Origin of the sequence: Stutzerimonas kunmingensis (assembly GCF_900114065.1) — a bacterium.
In the GTDB taxonomy this organism is placed as follows: domain Bacteria; phylum Pseudomonadota; class Gammaproteobacteria; order Pseudomonadales; family Pseudomonadaceae; genus Stutzerimonas; species Stutzerimonas kunmingensis.
The window spans coordinates 170,858-192,533 of record NZ_FORS01000002.1; the positions used below are offsets into that span (position 1 = coordinate 170,858).

At 61.7% G+C, this 21,676-nt stretch carries 21 protein-coding genes and 1 pseudogene; 18 read left to right on the forward strand and 4 right to left on the reverse strand.

Going from position 1 to position 21,676, the window contains the following annotated elements:
• The first annotated feature begins 413 nt into the window (after positions 1–413).
• From brnQ to htpG, 6 genes are all read left to right on the forward strand, one after another.
• Positions 414–1,733, forward strand: a complete 1,320-nt coding sequence (gene brnQ, locus BM275_RS05295; protein WP_046620163.1) for a branched-chain amino acid transport system II carrier protein — start codon at positions 414–416, stop codon at positions 1,731–1,733.
• Positions 1,734–1,853: 120 nt separating this feature from the next.
• Positions 1,854–2,579: a DUF599 domain-containing protein gene (locus BM275_RS05300; RefSeq protein ID WP_014820471.1), complete on the forward strand. Its 726-nt coding sequence runs from the start codon at positions 1,854–1,856 to the stop codon at positions 2,577–2,579.
• A 58-nt stretch (positions 2,580–2,637) separates the two neighbouring features.
• A complete protein-coding gene (locus BM275_RS05305; protein WP_041014092.1) occupies positions 2,638–3,099 on the forward strand; it encodes a PaaI family thioesterase in 462 nt (153 codons plus the stop codon).
• Complete coding sequence (locus tag BM275_RS05310; protein WP_014820469.1) at positions 3,096–3,539, forward strand: PaaI family thioesterase; 444 nt, start codon at positions 3,096–3,098, stop codon at positions 3,537–3,539. Before BM275_RS05305 ends, BM275_RS05310 begins: the two co-directional genes overlap by 4 nt.
• Before the next feature lie 65 nt (positions 3,540–3,604).
• On the forward strand, positions 3,605–4,846 hold the full coding sequence (locus BM275_RS05315) for an MFS transporter (RefSeq protein WP_090519745.1): 1,242 nt from the start codon (positions 3,605–3,607) through the stop codon (positions 4,844–4,846).
• Positions 4,847–4,966: 120 nt separating this feature from the next.
• Positions 4,967–6,871 (forward strand): molecular chaperone HtpG, encoded by a 1,905-nt coding sequence (htpG, locus tag BM275_RS05320; protein WP_023447226.1) that lies wholly within the window; start codon positions 4,967–4,969, stop codon positions 6,869–6,871.
• A gap of 61 nt (positions 6,872–6,932) precedes the next feature.
• Here the strand turns inward: htpG and BM275_RS05325 are convergent, their stop codons facing one another.
• On the reverse strand, positions 6,933–7,367 hold the full coding sequence (locus BM275_RS05325; RefSeq protein ID WP_090519747.1) for an OsmC family protein: 435 nt from the start codon (positions 7,365–7,367) through the stop codon (positions 6,933–6,935).
• Between the two features lie 230 nt (positions 7,368–7,597).
• On the opposite strand from BM275_RS05325, the gene BM275_RS05330 reads away from it, so the two are divergent.
• From BM275_RS05330 to sstT, 4 genes and pseudogenes are all read left to right on the forward strand, one after another.
• The gene (locus BM275_RS05330; RefSeq protein WP_090519749.1) at positions 7,598–8,623 is read left to right on the forward strand and encodes an amidohydrolase family protein; all 1,026 of its coding nucleotides are present in this window, start codon (positions 7,598–7,600) and stop codon (positions 8,621–8,623) included.
• Between the two features lie 66 nt (positions 8,624–8,689).
• The gene (locus BM275_RS05335) at positions 8,690–9,157 is read left to right on the forward strand and encodes a DUF3859 domain-containing protein (RefSeq protein ID WP_090519751.1); all 468 of its coding nucleotides are present in this window, start codon (positions 8,690–8,692) and stop codon (positions 9,155–9,157) included.
• A gap of 93 nt (positions 9,158–9,250) precedes the next feature.
• Positions 9,251–10,546 (forward strand): annotated as a pseudogene (locus BM275_RS05340) (methyl-accepting chemotaxis protein); the annotation flags it as partial.
• 175 nt (positions 10,547–10,721) lie between these two features.
• The gene (gene sstT, locus BM275_RS05345; protein ID WP_046620177.1) at positions 10,722–11,960 is read left to right on the forward strand and encodes a serine/threonine transporter SstT; all 1,239 of its coding nucleotides are present in this window, start codon (positions 10,722–10,724) and stop codon (positions 11,958–11,960) included.
• A 63-nt stretch (positions 11,961–12,023) separates the two neighbouring features.
• Here the strand turns inward: sstT and fabB are convergent, their stop codons facing one another.
• A complete protein-coding gene (gene fabB / locus BM275_RS05350; protein WP_046620178.1) occupies positions 12,024–13,241 on the reverse strand; it encodes a beta-ketoacyl-ACP synthase I in 1,218 nt (405 codons plus the stop codon).
• Positions 13,242–13,252: 11 nt separating this feature from the next.
• Complete coding sequence (gene fabA, locus BM275_RS05355) at positions 13,253–13,768, reverse strand: 3-hydroxyacyl-[acyl-carrier-protein] dehydratase FabA (protein WP_003285418.1); 516 nt, start codon at positions 13,766–13,768, stop codon at positions 13,253–13,255.
• A 430-nt stretch (positions 13,769–14,198) separates the two neighbouring features.
• Between fabA and BM275_RS05360 the strand changes: the two genes are divergently transcribed.
• The 8 genes from BM275_RS05360 to BM275_RS05395 all read left to right on the forward strand — a co-directional run bounded on the left by BM275_RS05360 (position 14,199) and on the right by BM275_RS05395 (position 20,587).
• The gene (locus BM275_RS05360) at positions 14,199–15,221 is read left to right on the forward strand and encodes an NAD(P)H-dependent glycerol-3-phosphate dehydrogenase (protein WP_090520512.1); all 1,023 of its coding nucleotides are present in this window, start codon (positions 14,199–14,201) and stop codon (positions 15,219–15,221) included.
• Positions 15,222–15,242: 21 nt separating this feature from the next.
• Positions 15,243–15,599, forward strand: a complete 357-nt coding sequence (locus BM275_RS05365; protein ID WP_090519753.1) for a DUF4389 domain-containing protein — start codon at positions 15,243–15,245, stop codon at positions 15,597–15,599.
• Positions 15,596–16,054 carry a phosphohistidine phosphatase SixA gene (sixA, locus tag BM275_RS05370; protein WP_044314285.1) on the forward strand — a complete coding sequence of 153 codons (459 nt, stop codon included), beginning with the start codon at positions 15,596–15,598 and terminating at the stop codon, positions 16,052–16,054. The genes BM275_RS05365 and sixA overlap by 4 nt, the downstream gene beginning before the upstream one ends.
• 79 nt (positions 16,055–16,133) lie before the next feature.
• A complete protein-coding gene (locus BM275_RS05375) occupies positions 16,134–16,577 on the forward strand; it encodes a hotdog fold thioesterase (protein ID WP_044314286.1) in 444 nt (147 codons plus the stop codon).
• A gap of 127 nt (positions 16,578–16,704) precedes the next feature.
• Positions 16,705–17,517: an alpha/beta fold hydrolase gene (locus BM275_RS05380; protein ID WP_046620181.1), complete on the forward strand. Its 813-nt coding sequence runs from the start codon at positions 16,705–16,707 to the stop codon at positions 17,515–17,517.
• Positions 17,514–18,371: an alpha/beta hydrolase gene (locus tag BM275_RS05385; protein WP_090519754.1), complete on the forward strand. Its 858-nt coding sequence runs from the start codon at positions 17,514–17,516 to the stop codon at positions 18,369–18,371. The genes BM275_RS05380 and BM275_RS05385 overlap by 4 nt, the downstream gene beginning before the upstream one ends.
• A gap of 234 nt (positions 18,372–18,605) precedes the next feature.
• Positions 18,606–19,409, forward strand: coding sequence for a DUF4892 domain-containing protein (locus BM275_RS05390; RefSeq protein ID WP_023447214.1), 804 nt, complete (start codon positions 18,606–18,608; stop codon positions 19,407–19,409).
• An 83-nt stretch (positions 19,410–19,492) separates the two neighbouring features.
• A complete protein-coding gene (locus tag BM275_RS05395) occupies positions 19,493–20,587 on the forward strand; it encodes an AI-2E family transporter (RefSeq protein WP_090519756.1) in 1,095 nt (364 codons plus the stop codon).
• A gap of 15 nt (positions 20,588–20,602) precedes the next feature.
• On the opposite strand, the gene BM275_RS05400 is transcribed toward BM275_RS05395, so the two are convergent.
• Entirely contained in the window at positions 20,603–21,592 is a 990-nt protein-coding gene (locus BM275_RS05400; protein WP_090519758.1) for a patatin-like phospholipase family protein, read from the reverse strand.
• Positions 21,593–21,676: the final 84 nt, after the last annotated feature.

Here is a 21,676-nt window from a genome sequence, read left to right on the forward strand (position 1 = left end):
CTCAGTCTTCGCATGCCCCGAGGCAGACCTGACGGTTCTGCCTCGGGGCTTTCAGCTTTGGGTTTGGTAATGTTGCAGCTTCAATCGCTGCTTGGTCCCGCGCTTCATCTATCACGCGTTGAGCGCTTCAACCCTGCGGCGCGACGTTTTTTCGCGGCCAATGCTGACGCTCCGGTCAGCATCCATCGCCGCATCGTGGCATCATTGCCGCTCATTCATACGCTTGTTCGGTCCACAAGAGCGACAGCGTGCAACGAAGGATTCGGCCCAACCGGCTGAATGACGTTTCCCCTTATCCCTGAAGGAAACCCGTAATCCCATCATTCAGGCCAATATGAACCGCTGACCCGTCGCGCTCGTGGCATGTGCGTCGCGTTCATTTATGCCGTCATCCATTTGGTAGTTTTTTCCGCATGAATCGTTTGAAAGGTTTCGACCTGCTGGCTCTTGGCTTCATGACATTTGCGCTGTTCCTTGGCGCCGGCAACATCATCTTCCCGCCCAGCGCCGGTATGGCGTCGGGCGAGTTTATCTGGCAGGCGGCATTGGGCTTCTTGCTGACAGGTGTCGGGTTGCCGCTGCTGACCGTCGTTGCGCTGGCGCGAGTGGGTGGGGGCATGGACCGTCTGACCGCACCGCTCGGCAAGGTTGCTGGTACGGTGCTGGCGGTGGCCGTCTACCTGGCGATCGGTCCGCTGTTCGCGACTCCGCGCACCGCCGTCGTTTCGTTCGAGATGGGCATTGCGCCATTCAGCGGTAACGCCGGCATGCCGCTATTCATCTACACGCTGGTGTTCTTCGCGGCCATGCTGTTCCTGGTGCTGAACCCCGGTCAGCTGGTCAACCGTATCGGCAAGTTCATTACGCCGGTGCTGCTGGCGGCACTGCTGGTGCTCGGTGGCGCGGCGATTTTCGCCCCGGCGGGAGAGGTCGGTGCTGCGAGTGAGAGTTACCGTGCGTCGCCGCTGATCAAGGGTTTTCTCGAGGGCTATCTGACCATGGATACCCTCGGCGCTTTGGTTTTCGGCATCGTGATCGCCACCGCCATTCGCGACCGCGGTGTCACCGAGCCCGCGCTGGTTACCCGTTACTCGATGATTGCCGGCGTGATAGCTGCGGTCGGGCTGTCGCTGGTCTATCTCGCTCTGTTCTATCTCGGTGCTACCAGCCAGGGCATCGCCGCCGGTGCGGAGAACGGCGTGCAGATTCTGACGACCTACGTGCAACATACGTTCGGCACACCGGGCAGCCTGCTGCTCGCAGTAGTCATCACGCTGGCCTGCCTGACCACGGCGGTCGGCCTGACCACGGCCTGTGGCGAGTTCTTCAGCGCATTGCTGCCGGTTTCCTATCGCACAGTGGTGGTCGTTTTCGCTCTGTTCAGCCTGCTGGCGGCCAACCAGGGTCTGACGCAGTTGATCAGTGTGTCGGTGCCGGTCTTGGTGGGCCTTTACCCGCTGGCCATCGTCCTGGTTGCTCTGAGCTTGCTGGATCGCTTCTGGGTTTCGCCCTCGCGGGTGTTCGTGCCGGTCATGGCGGTGACGCTGATCTTCGGCGTTGTCGATGGACTTGCCGCCGCGGGCTTCACCGATTGGGTTCCGGTGCTGTTCACGCAGTTGCCATTGGCCGATCAGAGCATGGGCTGGCTGGTTCCGGTTCTGGTGATGCTGGTGTTTGCAGTCGTCACTGATCGCCTGCTCAGTCGCGCCGATCAGGCACAGCATCACGCCTGACTTGTTCTCGCGCTGCGCCGCGGCTGACGATAGATCGGTCGCGGGGTAGCGCTGACATTAGGCGCAAGCTTCGGCGACGCGGTGCTGGCTATAATCGCGTGATGTCTCCGAGGGCGCGCCATGACGTTATCCGATTCAACCCTGCCGCATCTGATCGCCGTGCTCTGGTTCATCGTCTGTTGGGCTGGATACACCCGCTACGCGAGCTGGCGCGGTCGGGATACGGCTTGTCTGGCGAGTGTGTTGCACCTCTATCGGCAGGACTGGATGCAGCGCCTGCTGTTGCGTGACAACCGTATCGCCGATGCCAACGTGATCGGCAATCTGGAGCGCAACGCATCGTTCTTTGCATCCAGCACGCTGATCATCCTTGCAGGCATCCTGACCGCGTTGGGTGCATCCGATCGAGCGGTTTCGCTATTGGCCGACCTGCCATTTGCGCAACCGGTCAGCCGCGGTCTTTCGGAAGTCAAGCTGCTGTGTCTGGCGGTCGTCTTCGTCTATGCGTTCTTCACCTTCAGCTGGTGCATGCGCCAGTACAACTTCGCCGCGGTACTGGTTGCTTCGGCGCCGATGGTGGGCGAGCGCAACGTCAGTGATCAGGAGCGCAGGGCTTTCGCCGAGCGTGCGGCGCGGGTCCTGTCCATGGCGGCCAACCAGTTCAACTTCGGCTTGCGCGCCTATTACTTCGGCATGGCCACCTTGGCCTGGTTCGTTCACCCCTGGTTCTTCATGTTGGTCACCACAGGCGTGGTCCTGATCCTCTACCGCCGCGAATTCCACTCGGACGTGCTCGGGGTGATGGTATTCACGCCAACTTCCCCGGCCGAAATGCCCAAGGAATAGGGCGCGTGCATGGCAAGGCGGTATCATGCGCGCCTTGAGCCATCCCCCGAGAATTCGAATGAGCGATAGCCAGATACTCGAGCGCACCCAGCGCTTCTTGTCCTTTCTGCGACACTGTCAGGTGCTGGGGCTTACAGTCGAGCATGCCGACAGCCGCGGCCTTACCCTGCGCCTTCCATACAGCGAGAAGATCATCGGAAACCCGGAAACCGGCGGAGTCCATGGCGGCGCGATCACCACGCTAATGGACACCACCTGCGGCATTTCAACGGCCTGCGCCCTGCCGGAGCTGGAAGTTTGCCCGACGCTCGATCTGCGAATCGACTACATGCATCCCGCCGAGGCCGGACACGATATCTTCGGCTTCGCCGAGTGCTACCGCGTCACCCCAACGGTCATCTTTACTCGTGGCGTCGCCTATCAGCGCGACATCAACGAACCGATCGCTCATGTGGTAGGCACCTTCATGCGCATGGGCAAGGCTGCACCGGCAGCCATGGGCAAGGAGGGCGGCGCATGAGCGATCTCAACCTCAACGAGCTGGTCCAGCATGCACACGCCAACAACGATTACGACTCGCTGATCAAACTGGTGCCGTACGCCAAGCTGATCGGCATCGAGTGCCTGCGGCTCGGTGACGAAATGGTTTTTCGTCTGCCGCAGAACGAGGACAACATCGGCAATCCGCTGCCGGCCATTCACGGCGGGGTCATCGCAGGCTTCATGGAGCACGCGGCGATGCTGCATCTGCTGATGTTCATGGGCGCGCCACATTTGCCCAAAATCATCGACTTCTCGATAGATTATCTACGCGCCGGTCACTATCGTGACACCTTTGCCGCCTGCCAGGTCTGGCGCCAGGGTCGCAGGGTCGCCAATGTCGCGATCACCGCCTGGCAGACCCATCAGGCCGAGCCCATCGCCACCGCCCGCTGCCATTTCAAGATCGACGAGCCCTGACGCATTCGTCAGGGTGGCGTTGCGGTGTGCGGCGTCACCTTGTGCGATTGCGTGAAGGAACTTGAATGGAAGCACTTCTCATCCTCGGCGGCTTGCTGCTGATTCTTGCTGGCGCCGTCTGGCTCATCAGCCTGGCATTCTCGACGAGCTTGCTCTGGGGCTTGGGTAGCCTGCTGCCTCCATTGACGTTGGCGTTCGTATTCAGTCACTGGCGCGTTGCGCGCAAGGCACTGATCCTGTCCTGTCTGGGTTTCATTCCGCTGATCGTGGGGCTGTCGCTGCTGGCCAGTCGCGATGCCGAGCGGCTGGAGGCGATTTTCAGTCTGCGTTGGCTGCCAACCCAGGTCGAGCCGGATCTTGCCATGGGGGTGCGCGGGGAATTGAACGGACGTCGATTCGCGCCGCAACAGGGTGAGCTCATAAATGGCGTACTGAATCTGCGTGAGGGGAAGGGCTTCTTCGCTCGCCAGGAGGTGACGATTCGCCTGCGCGAACCGATCGAGGGTGCGTTGCGCATCGACGTTCTGCCCGACGACATCGGCGCAGTGCCTGAGGTCGAAATCGCCTGGCTGAACCCCGATCAGGAGCTGCCGGAGACGCGACGCCTCGATCGCGGTTACACGTTGCATCTTGATCTGCAACCGGTGGCGCCGAACAAGCTGCGTGGCGATTTCCATCTCGTGCTGCCGCCACAGTTCGACACCAGCATCACCGGCGTCATCGAGCTGTACACCGATCGCCTGCGCTACCTGAACGGTCAGGTCGACCGCCGCCATGATTCGCGGGACACCCTGGCCTTCGTGATCGAGGACTACCTGCAGCGTCGTCACGCGAGCCGGGACGTCGCTTTGCAATCGACGCCCGTCGTCACGTTGCCGGCCGAAGAGTTGGAGGTTGAGGTCCAGGCTCAGGTGAAGGGCGAGATGCAGGCGTTCACGCTGCCCCTGGCAAAGAACGAGCAGGGCTGGCACGTCAGGGGCGATGACTATCCGCCCCTGACCGAACCTGCGGTGGAGACACCTGTAACGACGATCAAGGCGGCTGAGCCCGTTGCTGCGACGGTGCCGCAAAGCAGTCTGGATCGGCGACTGCGCTTCTCGATGGAGCAGGTCCTGCGCACGCCTGACCGCTATCAGCACCTGTTGATGCGCGCGCACACCGAGCGCGGCGGTGTTGCAGAAGGGCGCTTCGCTGGTCTGGATAGCGAGGGCAATCTGATCATCAGGCGGGTCATCAGCGGCCCAGGCGAAGCGACCTATAACCTGGCTCCCGGGGAGATCGTGCTGCTCGAACTCGTTGACCCTTGACTGGACTGGCCGGCGTTGCGACGCGTCGGCTGCCCTTGAAAATCATCGCCACGCCCCCATCTGCCAGACATCGCCGCAACCGCGGTCCGTGCCATTACGCTGATGTGGAGTTTGTAGACGATGAGTGTGGAGACTCAAAAAGAAACCCTGGGCTTCCAGACCGAAGTGAAGCAGCTGCTTCATCTGATGATCCATTCGCTGTATTCCAACAAGGAAATCTTCCTTCGCGAGCTGATTTCCAACGCCTCCGATGCCGCCGACAAGCTGCGCTTCGAAGCGCTGGCCAAGCCGGAGCTGCTTGAGGGTGGCGCTGATCTGAAGATTCGCCTCAGCTTTGACAAGGATGCCAATACCGTCACCCTGGAAGACAACGGCATCGGCATGAACCGCGATGACGTGATCGCGCATCTGGGTACCATCGCCAAGTCTGGTACTGCCGACTTCCTGAAAAATCTCTCTGGCGACCAGAAGAAGGATTCGCACCTGATCGGTCAGTTCGGTGTGGGCTTCTATTCGGCGTTCATCGTCGCCGACAAGGTCGACGTCTACAGCCGCCGCGCCGGTACCCCGGCCAGCGAAGGGGTGCATTGGTCGTCGAAGGGCGAGGGCGAATTCGAAGTCGCCACCGTCGAAAAGGCCGAACGCGGCACCCGCATCGTCCTGCACCTGAAGAAGGGCGAAGAAGAGTTTGCCGATGGCTGGCGCCTGCGCAACATCGTCAAGAAGTACTCCGATCACATCGCGCTGCCGATCGAGTTGCCTAAAGAGTTCCACGGCGAGGAGAAGGACAAGCCGGCCGAGCAGGAGTGGGAGACGGTCAACCGCGCCAGCGCCCTCTGGACCCGTCCGCGCACCGAGGTGAAGGACGAGGAGTATCAGGAGTTCTACAAGCACGTCGCTCACGACTTCGACAATCCACTGTCCTGGAGCCACAACAAGGTCGAGGGCAAGCTCGAGTACACCTCGCTGCTCTATGTGCCCGGCCGTGCGCCATTCGATCTGTATCACCGCGAAGCGCCGAAAGGCCTGAAGCTCTATGTACAGCGCGTGTTTATCATGGATCAGGCGGACGAGTTCCTGCCGCTGTACCTGCGCTTCGTCAAGGGCGTGGTCGATTCCAACGACCTGTCGCTCAACGTGTCCCGCGAAATCCTGCAGAAGGATCCGGTTATCGATTCGATGAAGTCGGCGCTGACCAAGCGCGTGCTGGACATGTTGGAGAAGCTGGCCAAGGACAAGCCCGAGGACTACAAGAAGTTCTGGTCGCAGTTCGGCCAGGTACTCAAGGAAGGTCCGGCGGAAGATTTTGCCAACAAGGAGAAGATTGCCAGCCTGCTGCGATTTGCCTCCACCAGCGACGCGTCGGGCGAGCAGTCGGTTTCGCTGACCGATTACCTGTCGCGCATGAAGGAAGGTCAGGACAAGGTTTACTACCTGACTGGCGAAAGCTACGCGCAGGTCAAGAACAGCCCGCACCTGGAAGTCTTCCGCAAGAAAGGCGTCGAGGTACTGCTGCTCACTGATCGTATCGACGAATGGCTGATGAGCTACCTGACCGAGTTCGACGGCAAGCAGTTCGCCGATGTTGTGCGCGGCGACCTGGATCTGGGCAAGCTGGATTCCGAAGAGGACAAGAAGGCTCAGGAAGAAATCGCCAAGACCAAGGAAGGGCTGATCGAGCGCCTGAAGGGCGCGCTGGGTGATGAAGTCGCCGAGGTGCGCGTCTCCCATCGTCTGACCGACTCGCCGGCGATTCTCGCCATTGGCGAGCAGGATCTGGGCCTGCAGATGCGGCAGATTCTCGAGGCAAGCGGGCAGAAGGTGCCAGAGTCCAAGCCGATCTTCGAGATCAACCCGCAGCATCCGCTGATCGAAAAGCTCGATGCCGAGCCGGACGAGGATCGCTTCGCGGATCTGTCGCACATCCTGTTCGACCAGGCTGCGCTGGCGGCGGGGGATAGCCTGAAGGATCCCGCTGCTTACGTGCAGCGTCTGAACAAACTGCTGGTCGAACTATCGGCCTGATCCCAGGCAGCGATGTACGAACGGCCCGTCAAGTGACGGGCCGTTTTCGTTTCGGGTTGCTTCAGAGCAGGACGCTGATCAGACGAGTGCCGTGGGTGAGATTGTCGGCTACCGGGCAACGCTGCTCGATCTGCTCCAGCAATGCCTGCTTGCCGGCCCGATCCAGATCCGCGTCGATGTCCACCTTAATGCGCAACTCCTGAAAGCCCGGCCGTACAGCAGGATCGCGTCCGAGCAGTCCGGTGGGATCGTAATCGGCTTCGATCTCGAAGCGCATGCCGCGCAGTTCGATCTTCTGCTGGTGAGCGATGAAGCGGCCGATGGTGCCGAAACATCCGGCCACTGCCGCCAGAATGGCTTCCAGCGGCGTCGGGCCGAGGTCCTGGCCCGCCGCGCTCTTTGGCTGGTCCATGATCAGGCGGTGGTTGCCGCATTGCACCTCGATTGCCATTCCGGCATTCAATGTTCCGTGCGCGCTGATGGTTTTCATTGCCATGCGATGGGTCCTTTTGTGAGGCGGAAGAAAAGCAGCGCGCAGTGAGGTAGCGGCTGCGCGGCTGTGGTGATCATGAGACTAGTTTGATGGCGATGGATGGTCGTTGATTTCAGTCAAATACTGTTGGGGGTATGCCTCGGCTGAGCTTCTGGTCGTGTCCCGCAGCACGGCAAAGCTGAACGGGTAGCCCTCCTGGCGGTCTACTCGCTGGCTGTCAGGAGGACCGAGCTTTGTACATTTTCAGAATATTTTCCGTTGTAGCCCTCGTTACGTTGTCGTCCGTCGCGGTAGGGGAAGGGCGTAACTATCGTTACAGCGATGCGCATCTGCACTATGTGGATTTTTTCCAGGAAACCGATGGCATGCAAAATCTGCTTGCAGCGATGGACGCGGGCAGCATCGATCACGTGATGATCAGCGGCATTCCGGTGGCGAAGAAATGGCACGAGAACGAGCCCAAGCGGCCTCGCTACTACGCAGGTGACGATGCGCCGGTGTACTGGTACAGCGCGACCGACGTGCTGGTCGCCGCAGCGCTGGAAGATCTGGATGAGGAGCAGCGCAAGCGCTTCCATCCGTTTCTTTCCGGTTTCAACCCTAACGACAAGAACGCCGACGCGCATATCCGCCGCATGCTGGAGCTGAACCCGGGCCTCTGGCAGGGTCTGGGGGAGGTATTCACCCGGCACGATGACGTGACCGCGTTGACCGAGGGCGACACCCCGCGGGCCAACAACGAGGCGCTGGCCAGGGTCTATCACCTGGCGGCGGAGTTCGATCTGCCGGTGATGCTGCATTCCAACATCACCTCCAAGCGAGAGCGCAATCCGCTCTACCTGGTCGAGCTGGAGGAGCCGCTGCGCAATCATCCGCATACGCGCTTTATCTGGGCTCATGCCGGAACCAGCATGGAGCTGCACCGACACCAGGAGAAGCTTGAATTCCTGCACGATACGGTCAGCCGCCTGCTCGATGACTATCCGAATCTGTACATCGACCTTTCCTGGACGATGTTGCAACCTTATCTGCTGGACGAAGAGAAGCGTCCCGACCCGAAGTGGGTCGCGTTGGTGAAGCGGCATCCCAAGCGCTTCGTGATCGGCTCGGACGTGGTCGGCCATTTCGATAACCTGGCGACCGGCATGCACGCCTTCGCTCCCTTCCTCGATGCACTTCCAGCCTCCGTAGCGCAAGGCGTGGCGCGAGATAACTTTCTCGCGCTGCTGCCCCGCAAGCGTCAGGCTGAGCTACGTTGAGCGTCATGAGACTGTAATCGGGGCGTCATAACCTGCCTGCTTCGCAAACAGGAAGGAGCAGGTTCCATGTCGTTCAGTCGTTGGGCGCTCGTCGCCATGGTACTGGGTGTGAGTTCGCCCGCAGCGCTGGCGCAGGTCGAGGTCGTGGGTGCCGTGGAGTACGGCGTGTTCGAAACCGTCAAAGAGGATTTCGAGCCAGGCGAGCGCGTGCTGACTCGTCGTGACCAGCCCATTCGCCAGACGACTGAGGTGCCGGCGCGGCTCGGAAGCAAGTTCGGCCTGCGCTATCGCCTCGCTGGTAAGCACGAAGCCGATACGCCGCTGACCTTGCTATACCTGACGCCAGGTGTGGTGACACCCGATGGCAAGCGGCATGACAAGTTCGAGGTCGTGCAAGCGCTGGTGTCGGGCGCCGAAACGGACGTGATGGCATTCGAATTCACCGAGCCTCATGAGATTGTGGTCGGCAGATGGCATCTGATGGTGTTCCAAGGGGACCGCAAGTTGGCCGAGCAGATGTTCGACGTCCGGTGATGGCCATCCTGTCCGGTCCGGCTGGGCAATCGAACCGTTAGTCGGTGTGGGTAGGGCGAGAGGCAAAAAGTTGGCGCCAACGCTCAAGTGATTGAACGTGCTGCGTATGAACGCTTCAAGCAGAGCTTCGAACAGTACTTGCTGCTTCAGCAACGTGTCGTCGAGCATGTGCTCCGCGGTGAGCGCGCCCAGGCCGTGACGATAATCAACGGCGAAATCAACGGGCACGCGGATAACGTGACTGCGTCACTGAACCAGCTCCTGACCATCAACAGCGAGGAAGCCGGCGGGGCGGCGGGTCGCGCGTCTGCACATTACGACACGGCGTTCAGCTGGGTGGCAGCGACGCTGGTGTTCGCTGCCGCTATCACCGTTACCCTGGCCTGGGTGTTCACCCGCAGCGTCGTGGGCCCGCTGGGAGCTGCTGTTTCGGTAGCCGAGCGTATCGCTGGTGGTGATCTGACCGGCGATTTTGTGGTCGAGGGCAAGGACGAGCCGGCCCGCCTGCTGACATAACTGAAAGCCATGCATGCCAATCTGCGCTCGACCATTCAGGGCATCGCCGACTCGTCCAATCAGCTTGCCTCGGCAGCCGAGGAGCTCAACGCGGTCACCGAAGACTCCACCCGCGGCCTGCACCAGCAGAACCACGAGATCGAACAAGCGGCTGCCGCCGTGAATGAGATGACCGCAGCCGTAGACGAAGTGGCGCGCAACGCGGTGGCTACCTCCGAGGCCTCCCAGGACTCCAACGACACCGCACAGCGCGGGCGCAAGCAGGTGCTGCAGACAGTCGAGTCGATCAATCTGCTGGCGAGCGACGTGACCAACACCGCCGGAGAAGTGGAGCATCTGGCTGGTCAGGTGCGGGACATCAGCAAGGTGCTGGAAGTGATCCGCTCGATTGCCGAACAGACCAATCTGCTCGCGCTGAACGCCGCGATCGAGGCGGCTCGGGCTGGCGACGCCGGCCGCGGCTTTGCGGTGGTGGCCGACGAGGTACGTGCCTTGGCGCATCGTACCCAGCAGTCCACCGGTGAGATCGAGCAGATGATTGGCAGCGTGCATCAGGGCACGGACAAGGCCGTGCACGCGATGCAATCGAGCAACGAGCGTGCCCGTACCACGTTGGAAATGGCTCGGGCGGCTGGCGAAGCTCTTGATGGCATCACCTCGGCGATCAGCCAGATCAGCGAGCGCAACCTGGTGATTGCCAGCGCCTCAGAAGAACAGGCGCAAGTCGCGCGGGAAGTGGATCGGAATCTGGTCAATATCCGTGACCTGTCGCTGCAGTCCTCGGCAGGTGCCAATCAGACGAGCGCGGCCAGTCAGGAACTGGCGCGCCTGGCCATCGACCTGAACGGTCTGGTGGCGCGCTTTCAGGTGTGACATGCGCTAGCCGCAATGGCGCCTTCCCGCCGTCTGTAGGCGCTTCAGCAGCCTCCTGTGCCCCCGTGACAGCACAACGCTGGGCATGGGCGGGAGAGCGGCGTACCATCCGGCGTTTTTCCATGGCAGGCACGGGCTGTTTCGGGCCGTACCTGCCGAGCTGCGAGATGCGCCCATGTCCGATATGCCTCGATTCATTCGCTTCATCAGCCGTACCAGCCTCGTTGCCCAGATCGTCGTGGGCCTGGTGGCTGGCGCCTTGCTTGCGCTACTGCTGCCTGGCGCAGCAAAATCCGTAGCTCTTCTCGGTGATCTGTTCGTGCAGGCGCTCAAAGCGGTAGCACCGATTCTGGTGTTCGTGTTGGTGACCTCTTCACTGGCCAACCACAAGCGCGGCCAGCCGACCCACATCCGCCCCATCATCTTGTTGTACGCGCTCGGCACGCTGAGTGCGGCGGCCGTTGCCGTGCTGGCGAGCTTCATATTTCCAACCACGCTCACGCTGGTCAGCGGTGCTGCGGATGTAACGCCGCCGTCGGGCGTTGGGGCCGTATTGCAGACGCTGCTGTTCAATATCACGGCTAACCCGGTGCAGGCGCTGCTCGACGGCAACTTCATCGGCATCCTGGCCTGGGCCATCGGACTTGGCTTCGCCTTCCGTCATGCACAAGAAAGCACCCGGCATCTGATCAGTGACCTTTCCGATGGCGTCACCTTGATCGTCAAGGTGGTCATCCGCTTCGCCCCGCTGGGGGTATTCGGGCTGGTAGCCGGCACGTTGGCCGAATCGGGCTTCGACGTGCTGCTGGGCTACATGCGGTTGTTGCTGGTGCTGGTCGGCGCGATGCTGTTCATGGCGTTGGTGATGAATCCGCTGATCGTGTTCTGGCAGATCCGTCGCAACCCGTATCCGCTGGTATTCGCCTGCCTGCGAGAAAGCGGTATCACGGCGTTCTTCACGCGCAGTTCTGCCGCGAACATTCCGGTGAACATGCAGCTCTGCCAGCGGCTCGGGCTGCACAAGGACACCTATTCGGTATCCATTCCGCTCGGAGCGACGATCAACATGGGCGGCGCGGCGATCACCATCACGGTGCTCACCCTGGCGGCGGTCAACACTCTGGGTATCGAGGTGGATATCGCCACGGCGGTGCTGCTCAGCCTTCTGGCTGCGGTATGTGCCTGCGGTGCGTCGGGTGTCGCCGGTGGTTCGCTGCTGCTAATTCCGCTGGCGTGCAGCCTGTTTGGCATCTCCAATGACCTGGCGATGCAGGTGGTGGCTGTCGGCTTCATCATCGGGGTCGTCCAGGACTCGGCGGAAACCGCGCTCAACTCCTCTACCGATGTGTTGTTCACCGCCGCTTCATGTATTGCCCATGGCGATATCGATGGGGGCGCCGAGCGCCGGGTGTGACGGCGTGAGGTGGAAACAAAAAACGGCGCCCTAGGGCGCCGTTCTTGTTTGTCGCTAGTCGATTCAGCCTTTGTAACGGCGCAGCACCAGCGTAGCGTTGGTGCCACCGAAGCCGAAGCTGTTGCTCATCACGGTGTCGAGCTGCACGTTCTCGCGGGTTTCGTGAAGAATCGGCATGTCGGCGACTTCCGGATCCAGCTCGTCGATGTTGGCCGAGCCGGCAATGAAGCTGCCTTCCATCATCAACATCGAGTAGATCGCTTCGTGAACGCCAGCGGCGCCCAGAGAGTGACCGGACAGGCTCTTGGTCGAGCTGATGGTCGGGATCTTGTCGCCGAACATGTTTCGCACGGCCTTGATCTCGGCCACGTCGCCTACCGGCGTGGAGGTGCCGTGGGTGTTGAGGTAGTCGATGGTGGTATCGACGGTGGACATCGCCTGCTGCATGCAGCGCAGGGCGCCTTCGCCACTCGGGGCGACCATGTCGTAGCCGTCGGAAGTGGCGCCGTAGCCGACGATTTCCGCGTAGATCTTGGCGCCGCGCTTGAGGGCGTGCTCCAGCTCTTCGACCACCACCATGCCGCCGCCGCCTGCAATTACGAAACCGTCACGCTTGGCATCGTAGGCGCGGGAGGCTTTCTCCGGCGTATCGTTGTACTGGCTGGACAGCGCACCCATGGCGTCGAACAGGCAGCTCTGGCTGTAATGCTCTTCCTCGCCGCCACCGGCGAAGACCACATCCTGCTTGCCCATCTGGATCTGTTCCATGGCATGGCCGATGCAATGCGCGCTGGTGGCGCAGGCCGAAGCGATGGAGTAGTTGATGCCCTTGATGCGGAACGGCGTGGCCAGGCAGGCGGATACCGTGCTGCTCATGGTGCGCGGCACGCGATATGGGCCAATGCGCTTGACGCCCTTGTCACGCAGGATGTCGATGGCTTCCATCTGGTTGATGGTCGAAGCACCACCAGAGCCGGCCACCAGGCCGATGCGCGGGTTGGAGATGTCATCGAGGGTGAAGCCGGCGTCTTTCACGGCCTGCTCCATTGCCAGATAGGCGTAGGCGGCAGCGTCACCCATGAAGCGCAGGACCTTACGGTCAATCAGCTCTTCGAGGTTGAGGTTGACGGAACCGGAAACTTGGCTGCGCAACCCCATGTCCGCGTAGGACTGGTTGAAGCGGATGCCGGGGCGGCCGGCGCGCAGGTTGCCGGAGACGGTCTCTTTGTCATTGCCCAGGCAAGAAACGATACCCAGGCCAGTGATCACGACGCGACGCATGCGGATGTCCTTCAAAAGCTGTCGGTAGAGGTGAACAGGCCGACGCGCAAGCCTTCGGCACTATAGATCTCGCGGCCATCAACGCTGACGGTGCCATCGGCAATGCCGAGAATCAGCGAGCGGTTGATGGTGCGCTTGATGTGAATGTTGTAGGTGACTTTCTTGGCGGTCGGCAGAACCTGACCGAAGAACTTCACTTCGCCGGAGCCGAGGGCACGGCCACGGCCGGGGTTGCCCTGCCAGCCGAGGTAGAAGCCGACCAGTTGCCACATAGCATCCAGGCCCAGGCAGCCGGGCATGACCGGATCGCCTTCGAAATGGCAAGCGAAGAACCAGAGATCAGGGTTGATGTCCAGTTCGGCGACCAGTTCGCCCTTGCCATACTTGCCGCCCACTTCACTGATGTGAACGATACGATCGACCATCAGCATGTTCGGCGCGGGCAGTTGCGCATTACCGGGACCGAAGAGTTCGCCGCGGCTGCAACGAAGCAGGTCTTCCCGAGTAAAGGCGTGTTGTTTGGTCATGCGTATTCCTCAATGGGCCCCTTGCGAAGGGCTTTGCTGCTTACATACCGGGCCAGAATTCAAGGCCTGATCATCAAGACTAGTCATAGACTGCCGCGTTGTGGCTAAAGTCACAGCCCGCCAACAGCGACGCCATTCAACCCGTACCTGCGGCTGAACGCGCAAAGACAGAATTGGGCGGCTACTTTAACACTCCTTAACGGCGAACGAGGACCTTGCGACAGCGTGTCCTCTATAGACAATCGTTGCAGTGACGGTTGCATGGCGTGAACGAATACCGATCCAAAGGCCCCCGGGAGGCTCTGGACTAGCCTTCGTGACGACTGTAACCAAATGATTTCACTGGGCCCCGTAGTTGCGCTGGCCGCTGTGAAGATGAAACGTATAATGCCCGGCACTGCCATTTCGGATGGCCAACAACGGATTCCACATGACACGACAGCAACCCATCGCGGTACTCGGCGGCGGCAGTTTCGGTACCGCGATTGCCAATCTGCTGGCCGAGAATGGTCACCACGTCCTGCTCTGGATGCGCGATGCGGAGCAGGCCGAAAGTATCCGGACGCTGCGACAGAACCCGCGCTATCTGAAAGGCGTCGAGATCCTTGCGCAGGTCGAGCCGACCACCAATCTCTCGTCGACCCTCGATGCCTGCGAGCTGATCTTCGTTGCGCTGCCGTCCAGCGCGCTGCGCCAGGCACTGCAGCCGTTCGCGGCGCAGCTCGGCGGCAAGATGCTGGTCAGTACCACCAAGGGCATCGAGGCTGACGGCTTCATGCTGATGAGCCAGATTCTCGAGCAGATCGCGCCGCAGGCGCGCATCGGCGTGTTGTCTGGCCCGAACCTGGCGCGTGAGGTGGCCGAGCACGCGCTGACCGCAACGGTCGTGGCAAGTCAGGACGAGGCGCTCTGCCGCAGCGTCCAGCAGGTGCTGCACGGCCGCACCTTCCGCGTCTACGCAAGCTCGGATCGCTTCGGCGTCGAGTTGGGTGGGGCGTTGAAGAATGTTTACGCGATCATGGCGGGTATGGCCGCAGCTCTGGGCATGGGTGAGAACACCCGTAGCATGCTTATCACCCGCGCTCTTGCGGAAATGACTCGTTTCGCCGTGAAGCTGGGCGCCAATCCCATGACCTTTCTCGGCCTGGCCGGCGTCGGCGACCTGATCGTCACCTGCACATCGCAGAAAAGCCGCAATTTCCAAGTGGGCTTTGCGCTCGGTGAAGGCCTCAGCCTTGATGAGGCGGTTTCCCGGCTGGGCGAGGTCGCGGAAGGCGTCAACACTATCAAGGTGCTCAAGTGCAAGGCCGAGGAGCTGCAGGTGTACATGCCACTGGTCGCGGGTCTGCATGCCATCCTGTTCGAGGGGCGTACGCTCGATCAGATCATCGGTGTGCTGATGCGTGGCGAGCCCAAGACCGATGTGGACTTCATTTCAACCGACGGTTTCTGAGCCGAGCGTAGGGGACATTCCATGAGTCAATCGAACCAGGCAACGGACCGGGAATCGCTTATCCTGCGAGCCGTCTGGATGCTGATCTTCTTCTTCGTCTGGCAATTGGCCGAACTGGCCCTGCTGGTGGTCGTGGTGCTGCAGCTGGTAATGCGCCTGGTCAAGGGGGGGCCGGACACCAGCCTGCAGGGCTTTGGCGACAGCCTCAGCCAGTACATCGCGCAGATTGGCCGTTTCGCCACCTTCAATACCGAACGCAAGCCTTGGCCGCTTTCGGACTGGCCGACCCCACGTCCGGCGGATGTCGAGCTGACCACCCCGACTCCGCCCGTTGCGCCGAACGAGCCGAAGGACTCCCAGCAGGGTCCGACGGCATGAAGCTGTGGCTGCTACGACACGGCGAAGCCGAGCCCCGTGCGCGCACCGATGCGGAGCGCAACCTGACCGAGGGAGGGCGCCGCGACGTGCGCCGCAGCGCCACCTTTCTTCGCGGCAAGCCGCTGAAGACGATTCTGGTCAGTCCGTTCCAGCGCGCGCAGCAGACTGCGGATGAGGTGCGCAAGGCTCTCGGCTTCGTCGGCCAGTGTGAGACGGTTGACTGGGCGACACCGGAATCCGATCTTGCCGAGGCATTGCGGCAGCTAGATCTGCGCGGCGAAAGCGATCTGCTACTGGTTACCCACCAGCCCTTCGTCGGCAATCTTGCCGGCTGGCTGGTGAACGGCAACTATGCGGAGCCTGTGCCGATGGCGACAGCGTCCCTGGCGGAGCTGGAGGGTGAGGCAATTGCCGGAGGGCTGATGCGGCTGGTGTCCTTGCGTCACGTTGGTTAGGGTTGACCGGTCCGCCAGGCTGTTTTGCTCACGGCGGCACATCAATCAAGAACAACAATAGACGTCAGGAGTATGCGCCTTGAGTATCTGGCACCGTCAGCCCAACCTGGAAGAGCTTCACAGTACCCGCAAGAACACCATCACCGAATTGCTGGACATCCGCTTCGAGACCTTCGATGACTCGTCCATCACCGCCAGCATGCCGGTCGATGCACGCACCCATCAGCCTTACGGCCTGCTACATGGCGGTGCCTCTGTAGTGCTGGCTGAAACCCTCGGTTCGATGGCCAGTTATCACTGCATCGACAGCAGCAAGTTCTATTGCGTTGGCCTCGAAGTGAACGCCAACCATCTGCGCGGTTTGCGCAGCGGACGCGTGACCGGCGTATGCCGGCCGGTGCACCTGGGACGTTCGACCCATGTCTGGGATATCCGTCTCAGCGGCGAGGACGGCAAGCCAAGCTGCATTTCGCGTTTGACTGTCGCGATCGTGCCGCTGGAAAAAGGTGCTTCGGCGGGCTGACAGCAAACTTGGGACATTGCGGCCTGCTGATTGGCCTGAATGCCCTTCATTCGGCAGGGCTATGGCGATTGCCGCCTGCCGAGGCCTGCCAGACAATGAGGCTTCAGTCTGTCCGGCAATGCCTTTCATGTCGCAACGCATCTTCTTCGCCCACGCCAATGGCTTTCCCTCGGCCACCTATCGCAAGCTGTTCGACGCCTTGGCGCCGGAATACCGGGTCACGCACATGGACCGCCATGGGCACGACCCGCGCTTTCCGGTCGACGATAACTGGAACAACCTGCTCGACGAGTTGTTCGAGCAGCTAGATCGATTGCACGAGCCGGTGTGGGGGGTAGGGCATTCGTTCGGTGGCATGCTGCACTACCGCGCCGCGCTGCTGCGCCCGGAGCTGTACCACGGGGTCGTCATGCTGGATTCGCCGATACCGACCTGGTTCGACCAGACGGTGATCTGGGCGGCCAAGCGCCTCGGTTTCATCGACCGGCTGACGCCGGCTGGCCGCACGCTAGGACGGCGCGAACAGTTCGCCAGTGTCGAAGAGGCACGCGCCTATTTCGCCGGTAAAGCCCTGTTCAGCAGCTTTGATCCGGAATGCCTCGAAGCCTATATCGAGCATGGTCTGGAGCCTGTGGGGCAGGGGGTGCGCCTGCGTTTCGATCCGCAGACCGAAATCAGCATCTATCGCAGCGTGCCTCATCTCACTCCCGGTTGGCCGCCGGCCTTGAAGATTCCGCTGGCGATGATTCGCGGGCGCGATAGTCGTGTCGTGCTGCCGCATCATGGTTATCTGCTGCGGCTGATGTCGCGTGGCGAAGCGCACAGCTTGCCAGGAGGCCACATGTTTCCGTTCGAACAGCCGCAGCAGACCGCCGAAAAGCTGCGTGAACTACTTGGCCGCTGGGGCAGCTATACCGAGCTTTCCAAGGGGGCTGCATGAGCGTGCTGTTCGAAGAAGTCCGGCTGAGCCTGCCGCATCTCGAGGTGGCGGCGCATCTTTACGGGCCCGACGATGGTAAGCCGGTGATTGCGTTGCATGGCTGGCTGGATAACGCGGCGACCTTCAGCCGGCTGGCGCCCAGGCTGAAAGGGCTGCGCATCGTGGCGCTGGATCTGCCTGGTCACGGCCATTCCGATCATCGTCCGATCGGGGCCGGATACAACATCTGGGACTACGCCCATGACGTGCTGCAGGTCGCCGAGCAGTTTGGCTGGCAGCGCTTTTCATTGCTCGGGCACTCCATGGGCGCGATCGTTTCCGTGCTGCTCGCCGGTGCGCTACCCGAGCGCGTCGAGCGGCTCGCATTGATCGACGGCGTGATTCCCTACACCGGCGAGGCGGATAGCGCGCCGCAGAAGCTTGGTTCCGCCCTCGAGGCGCTGCTCGCGGTGAACGACAAGCGCAAGCCGGTCTACGCGAGTTTCGACCAGGCTGTGGAAGCGCGGCTGAAAGGTGTCGGCGCGGTCAGTCGCGAGGCGGCCGAGATGCTCGCACAGCGCGGGTTGATGCCTGTGCCCGGCGGCTACACCTGGCGCACCGATCCACGCCTGATGCTTCCCTCGGCAATGCGGCTGACCCGCGCCCATGCATTGGCCTTCGTCAGTCGGGTCGCTTGCCCGACCAGCCTGGTGCTGGCCGAGCAGGGGTTGATGATGCAGCCTGAGCTGCTTGAGCTTGTCGAAAGCTTCCCGTTCGATATCCGCCGCCTGGTGGGTGGGCATCATTTGCATCTGGACGATGACATTGGCGCTGAGGCGGTCGCCAGGGTATTCAACAGCTTCTTGCACGACTGACGTATCCGGCGGGCTCGCAATACTCTCTCGCAAACCCTTGCTTGACTTGCTTTTGCCAACTGGCGAGGCTGGGAAGCAATGTTCCAGCAGAGCCAGCGCAATGATCGATCGCTACAGTGCCACGTTTCCCTGCGAGCACCGGCCTGCTGACGTTCTGAGCCTATCGGGTCCATGCGACGCGATACGCCGGTTGAGCTTCGGCAAGCAGTCGAAGGTGTCCCGTTGAGGAGAGTTATGCGAAGTGCATGGATAGCAGCGGCGGCGTTTTTCTCCGCCGCTGTGCTGGCGGCTGACGTTACCGGGAGCGCCGATCTGGAGCGCCTGCCTCGTTTTGCCCAGGCGCAGATCGTCGATTACCGGCAAACCCAGGTTCAGGAGCGGGTGTATCCGCAGGACTCGATACGTCGCATCAGTGGCAACCTGCGGATGGCCTCCCAGGTGGTCGTCTCTGGCGAGCTGACCGCGATCACCTATCAATTGCCAGCCACGCACACGGGTATTGAAGCCTTTACCGAGGCTCGCGGCACGCTGTTGCAACGGGGCGCCGAGTTGCTCTTTTGGTGCGAAGGGCGTGAGTGTGGTTCCAGCAGTCTGTGGGCCAACGCAATCTTCGACAAGTCGATGCTCTACGGTCCCGAGGCGCAGCAGGCCTATCTATTGGCGCGCATGCCCGGGGGTGAGGGCGAACTGATCGCGCTGTACGGGATTACCCGTGGCAACGGTAGGCCTTATCTGCATGTCGAACAACTTCTCTCCGACCGGCCTTTGACGGGTGTACTGCCGACTGCGGCGACATTACAACGACAGCTGCGCAGCACTGGCGAACTGCGTCTACCGGATCTGGCCGATGAGCCGACGGCCGAGTGGGGTGCGCTGCTAGCCAACGTCATGCGCCTGGACAGCACAACGCGGGTGAGCCTGGCCGGCCGCAGCGCAGCGGCCTGGCGTGAGGCGCTGGTCGCCGAACGCATTCGTGGCGGCCGCCTGGAAGTGGATGAGTCGGAGCAACCCGGTTTGCTCATCAGACTATTGCGCTGATCCTGCGTAACGGCTGCAATAGCCGTCTTCGCTGGCGCGTTGCTGACAGAACGCGCCGGCTCTTTTCAGTAGAGTAACTTCGCATGCTCAACAATGATCGCCTGCTGGTGCAGATTCTGCTCCTCGGGCTGCTGGCCGCCTGTCTCTGGGTACTGGCGCCCTTTGCTTCCGCGTTGTTCTGGGCTGCCGTTCTGGCATTCGCCAGCTGGCCGGTCATGCGCGTGCTGACCCGTTGGCTGAATGGCAATGCCACGCTCGCCGCCGGTCTGCTCACGTTCAGCTGGATGGTTCTGGTGGCGGTGCCGCTGGTTTGGCTGGGCTTCAACATCGCCGACCAGATACGCGATGCCAATGCATTGCTGCACGATCTGCAGGTTGAGGGACTACCGCCGGCGCCGGCCTGGCTGGGTGAGGTGCCGCTGATAGGCGATGCACTGCTGAATTTCTGGAGCACCGTGGACGAGCAGGGCACGGCGCTGATCGCCAGCATTCGGCCCTACATCGGCCAAGTCGCCAACTGGCTCCTGGTGCGCAGCGCGCGCATCGGCGGCGGGATGCTCGAACTGGCGCTGAGCCTGGTGCTGGTGTTCTTTTTCTATCGCGATGGGCCACGCTTGTCGGCATTCGTCCATAGCCTGTTGCACAGGCTGATCGGTGACCGTGCGGATCATTATCTGGAACTCGTTGCGGGGACGGTGCAGCGCGTGGTCAACGGGGTGATAGGCACTGCCGCGGCTCAGGCGATTCTGGCCTACATCGGTTTTCTCATCGCCGGGGTGCCGGGAGCGCTGGTGCTCGGGCTGCTGACCTTCGCCTGTAGCTTCATCATGGTGCCGCCGCTGATCTGGGGGCCTGCCGTTGCCTGGCTGGCCTGGCAGGGCGATTACGGTATGGCGATCTTCCTCGGCATCTGGGGGATGTTCATCATCAGCGGCGTGGACAACGTGCTCAAACCCTATCTGATCAGCCGAGGGGGCAATCTGCCGCTGGTGGTGGTGCTGCTCGGTGTGTTCGGCGGCATTCTCGCGTTCGGTTTCATGGGGCTGTTCCTCGGTCCGACCCTGCTCGCGGTGGCCTATAGCCTGCTGGGTGACTGGCTGATCAAGGAGGTGCCGCAGATGCCACCGCACGAATCGACGCAGCTCGCGAACGAGCGGCGGGAACCTGCCAGACGGTGAGGTGGCGTCTGCCGGTCACTGCTCCTCTTCGTAGCGCACGAGGGCGTCGTGGGCGACGATGCGGCCCAGCGCTATGAGCTCCGGCGCCTTGTAGAACTCGTAGAAGCGGCAGGCCCGCTTCGGAATATTGACCAGTACATTCGGCGGATAGCCGGCGATCTTGTACTGCGCCAGCGAAGACTGCATGACATCGAAGCTCTGGTTGATCAGCTCCAGCAGCGACGCGGGGCCAGTCACATCGATTACCGTCGAGCCCTCTGCCGAACGCGGCGCGCCGCGGCTGGTCGGTGCGGCCGGTGGCTGATCCCCGCGAGTCAGTTCGCCTGCGCGGATATCCTCGATCTGTTCGGTCAGCTCGGCTTCGTCCTTGCGCCAGAACGGGATGTGCGAGCTGATCGAGGTCATGAGCGAGTCGAAGCGGCCGGGGCGCTCGATCTCCGGTAGCGGGTATTGCTTGTGATTGTTGGCGTTGAGGTTGACCGCGATGATCATGTCGCAATGCGCCGACACCACCGGGACGATCGGTAGGGGATTGAGCAGGCCGCCGTCGACCAGCATGCGATTGCCCTGCATGACCGGCGTGAACAGGCTCGGGATGGCCGCTGAGGCGCGCATCGCCAGTTCCAGGCTGCCTTCCTGAAACCAGATCTCCTGCTGATTGGTCAGGTCGGTGGCGACCGCCGTGAACGGAATCGGCAGATCCTCGATGCGGGTCTTGCCGACCATGTCGCGGATGCGGCCGAACACCTTTTCGCCGCGGATCGCGCCGAGGCTGAAGCTTGGGTCGACCAGGCGCAGCAGGTCCAGGTAATCGAGGCTTTCGATCCAGCTGCGGTACTCGTCGAGCTTGCCAGCTGCATAGATGCCGCCCACGACCGCGCCCATGGAGCAGCCGGCGATGCAGGCGATCTCGTAGCCACGTGCCTCCAGTTCCTCGATCACGCCGATGTGCGCATAGCCCCGTGCGCCACCGGATCCCAATACCAGTGCAACTTTCTTACTCATGCGGTTCTCCCTGTGGCACTCGCGATAGCTTCATGCCTGGCCGGCGAGCCTGCAAGCGCTGATCGGGAACTCGTCATGTGCGAG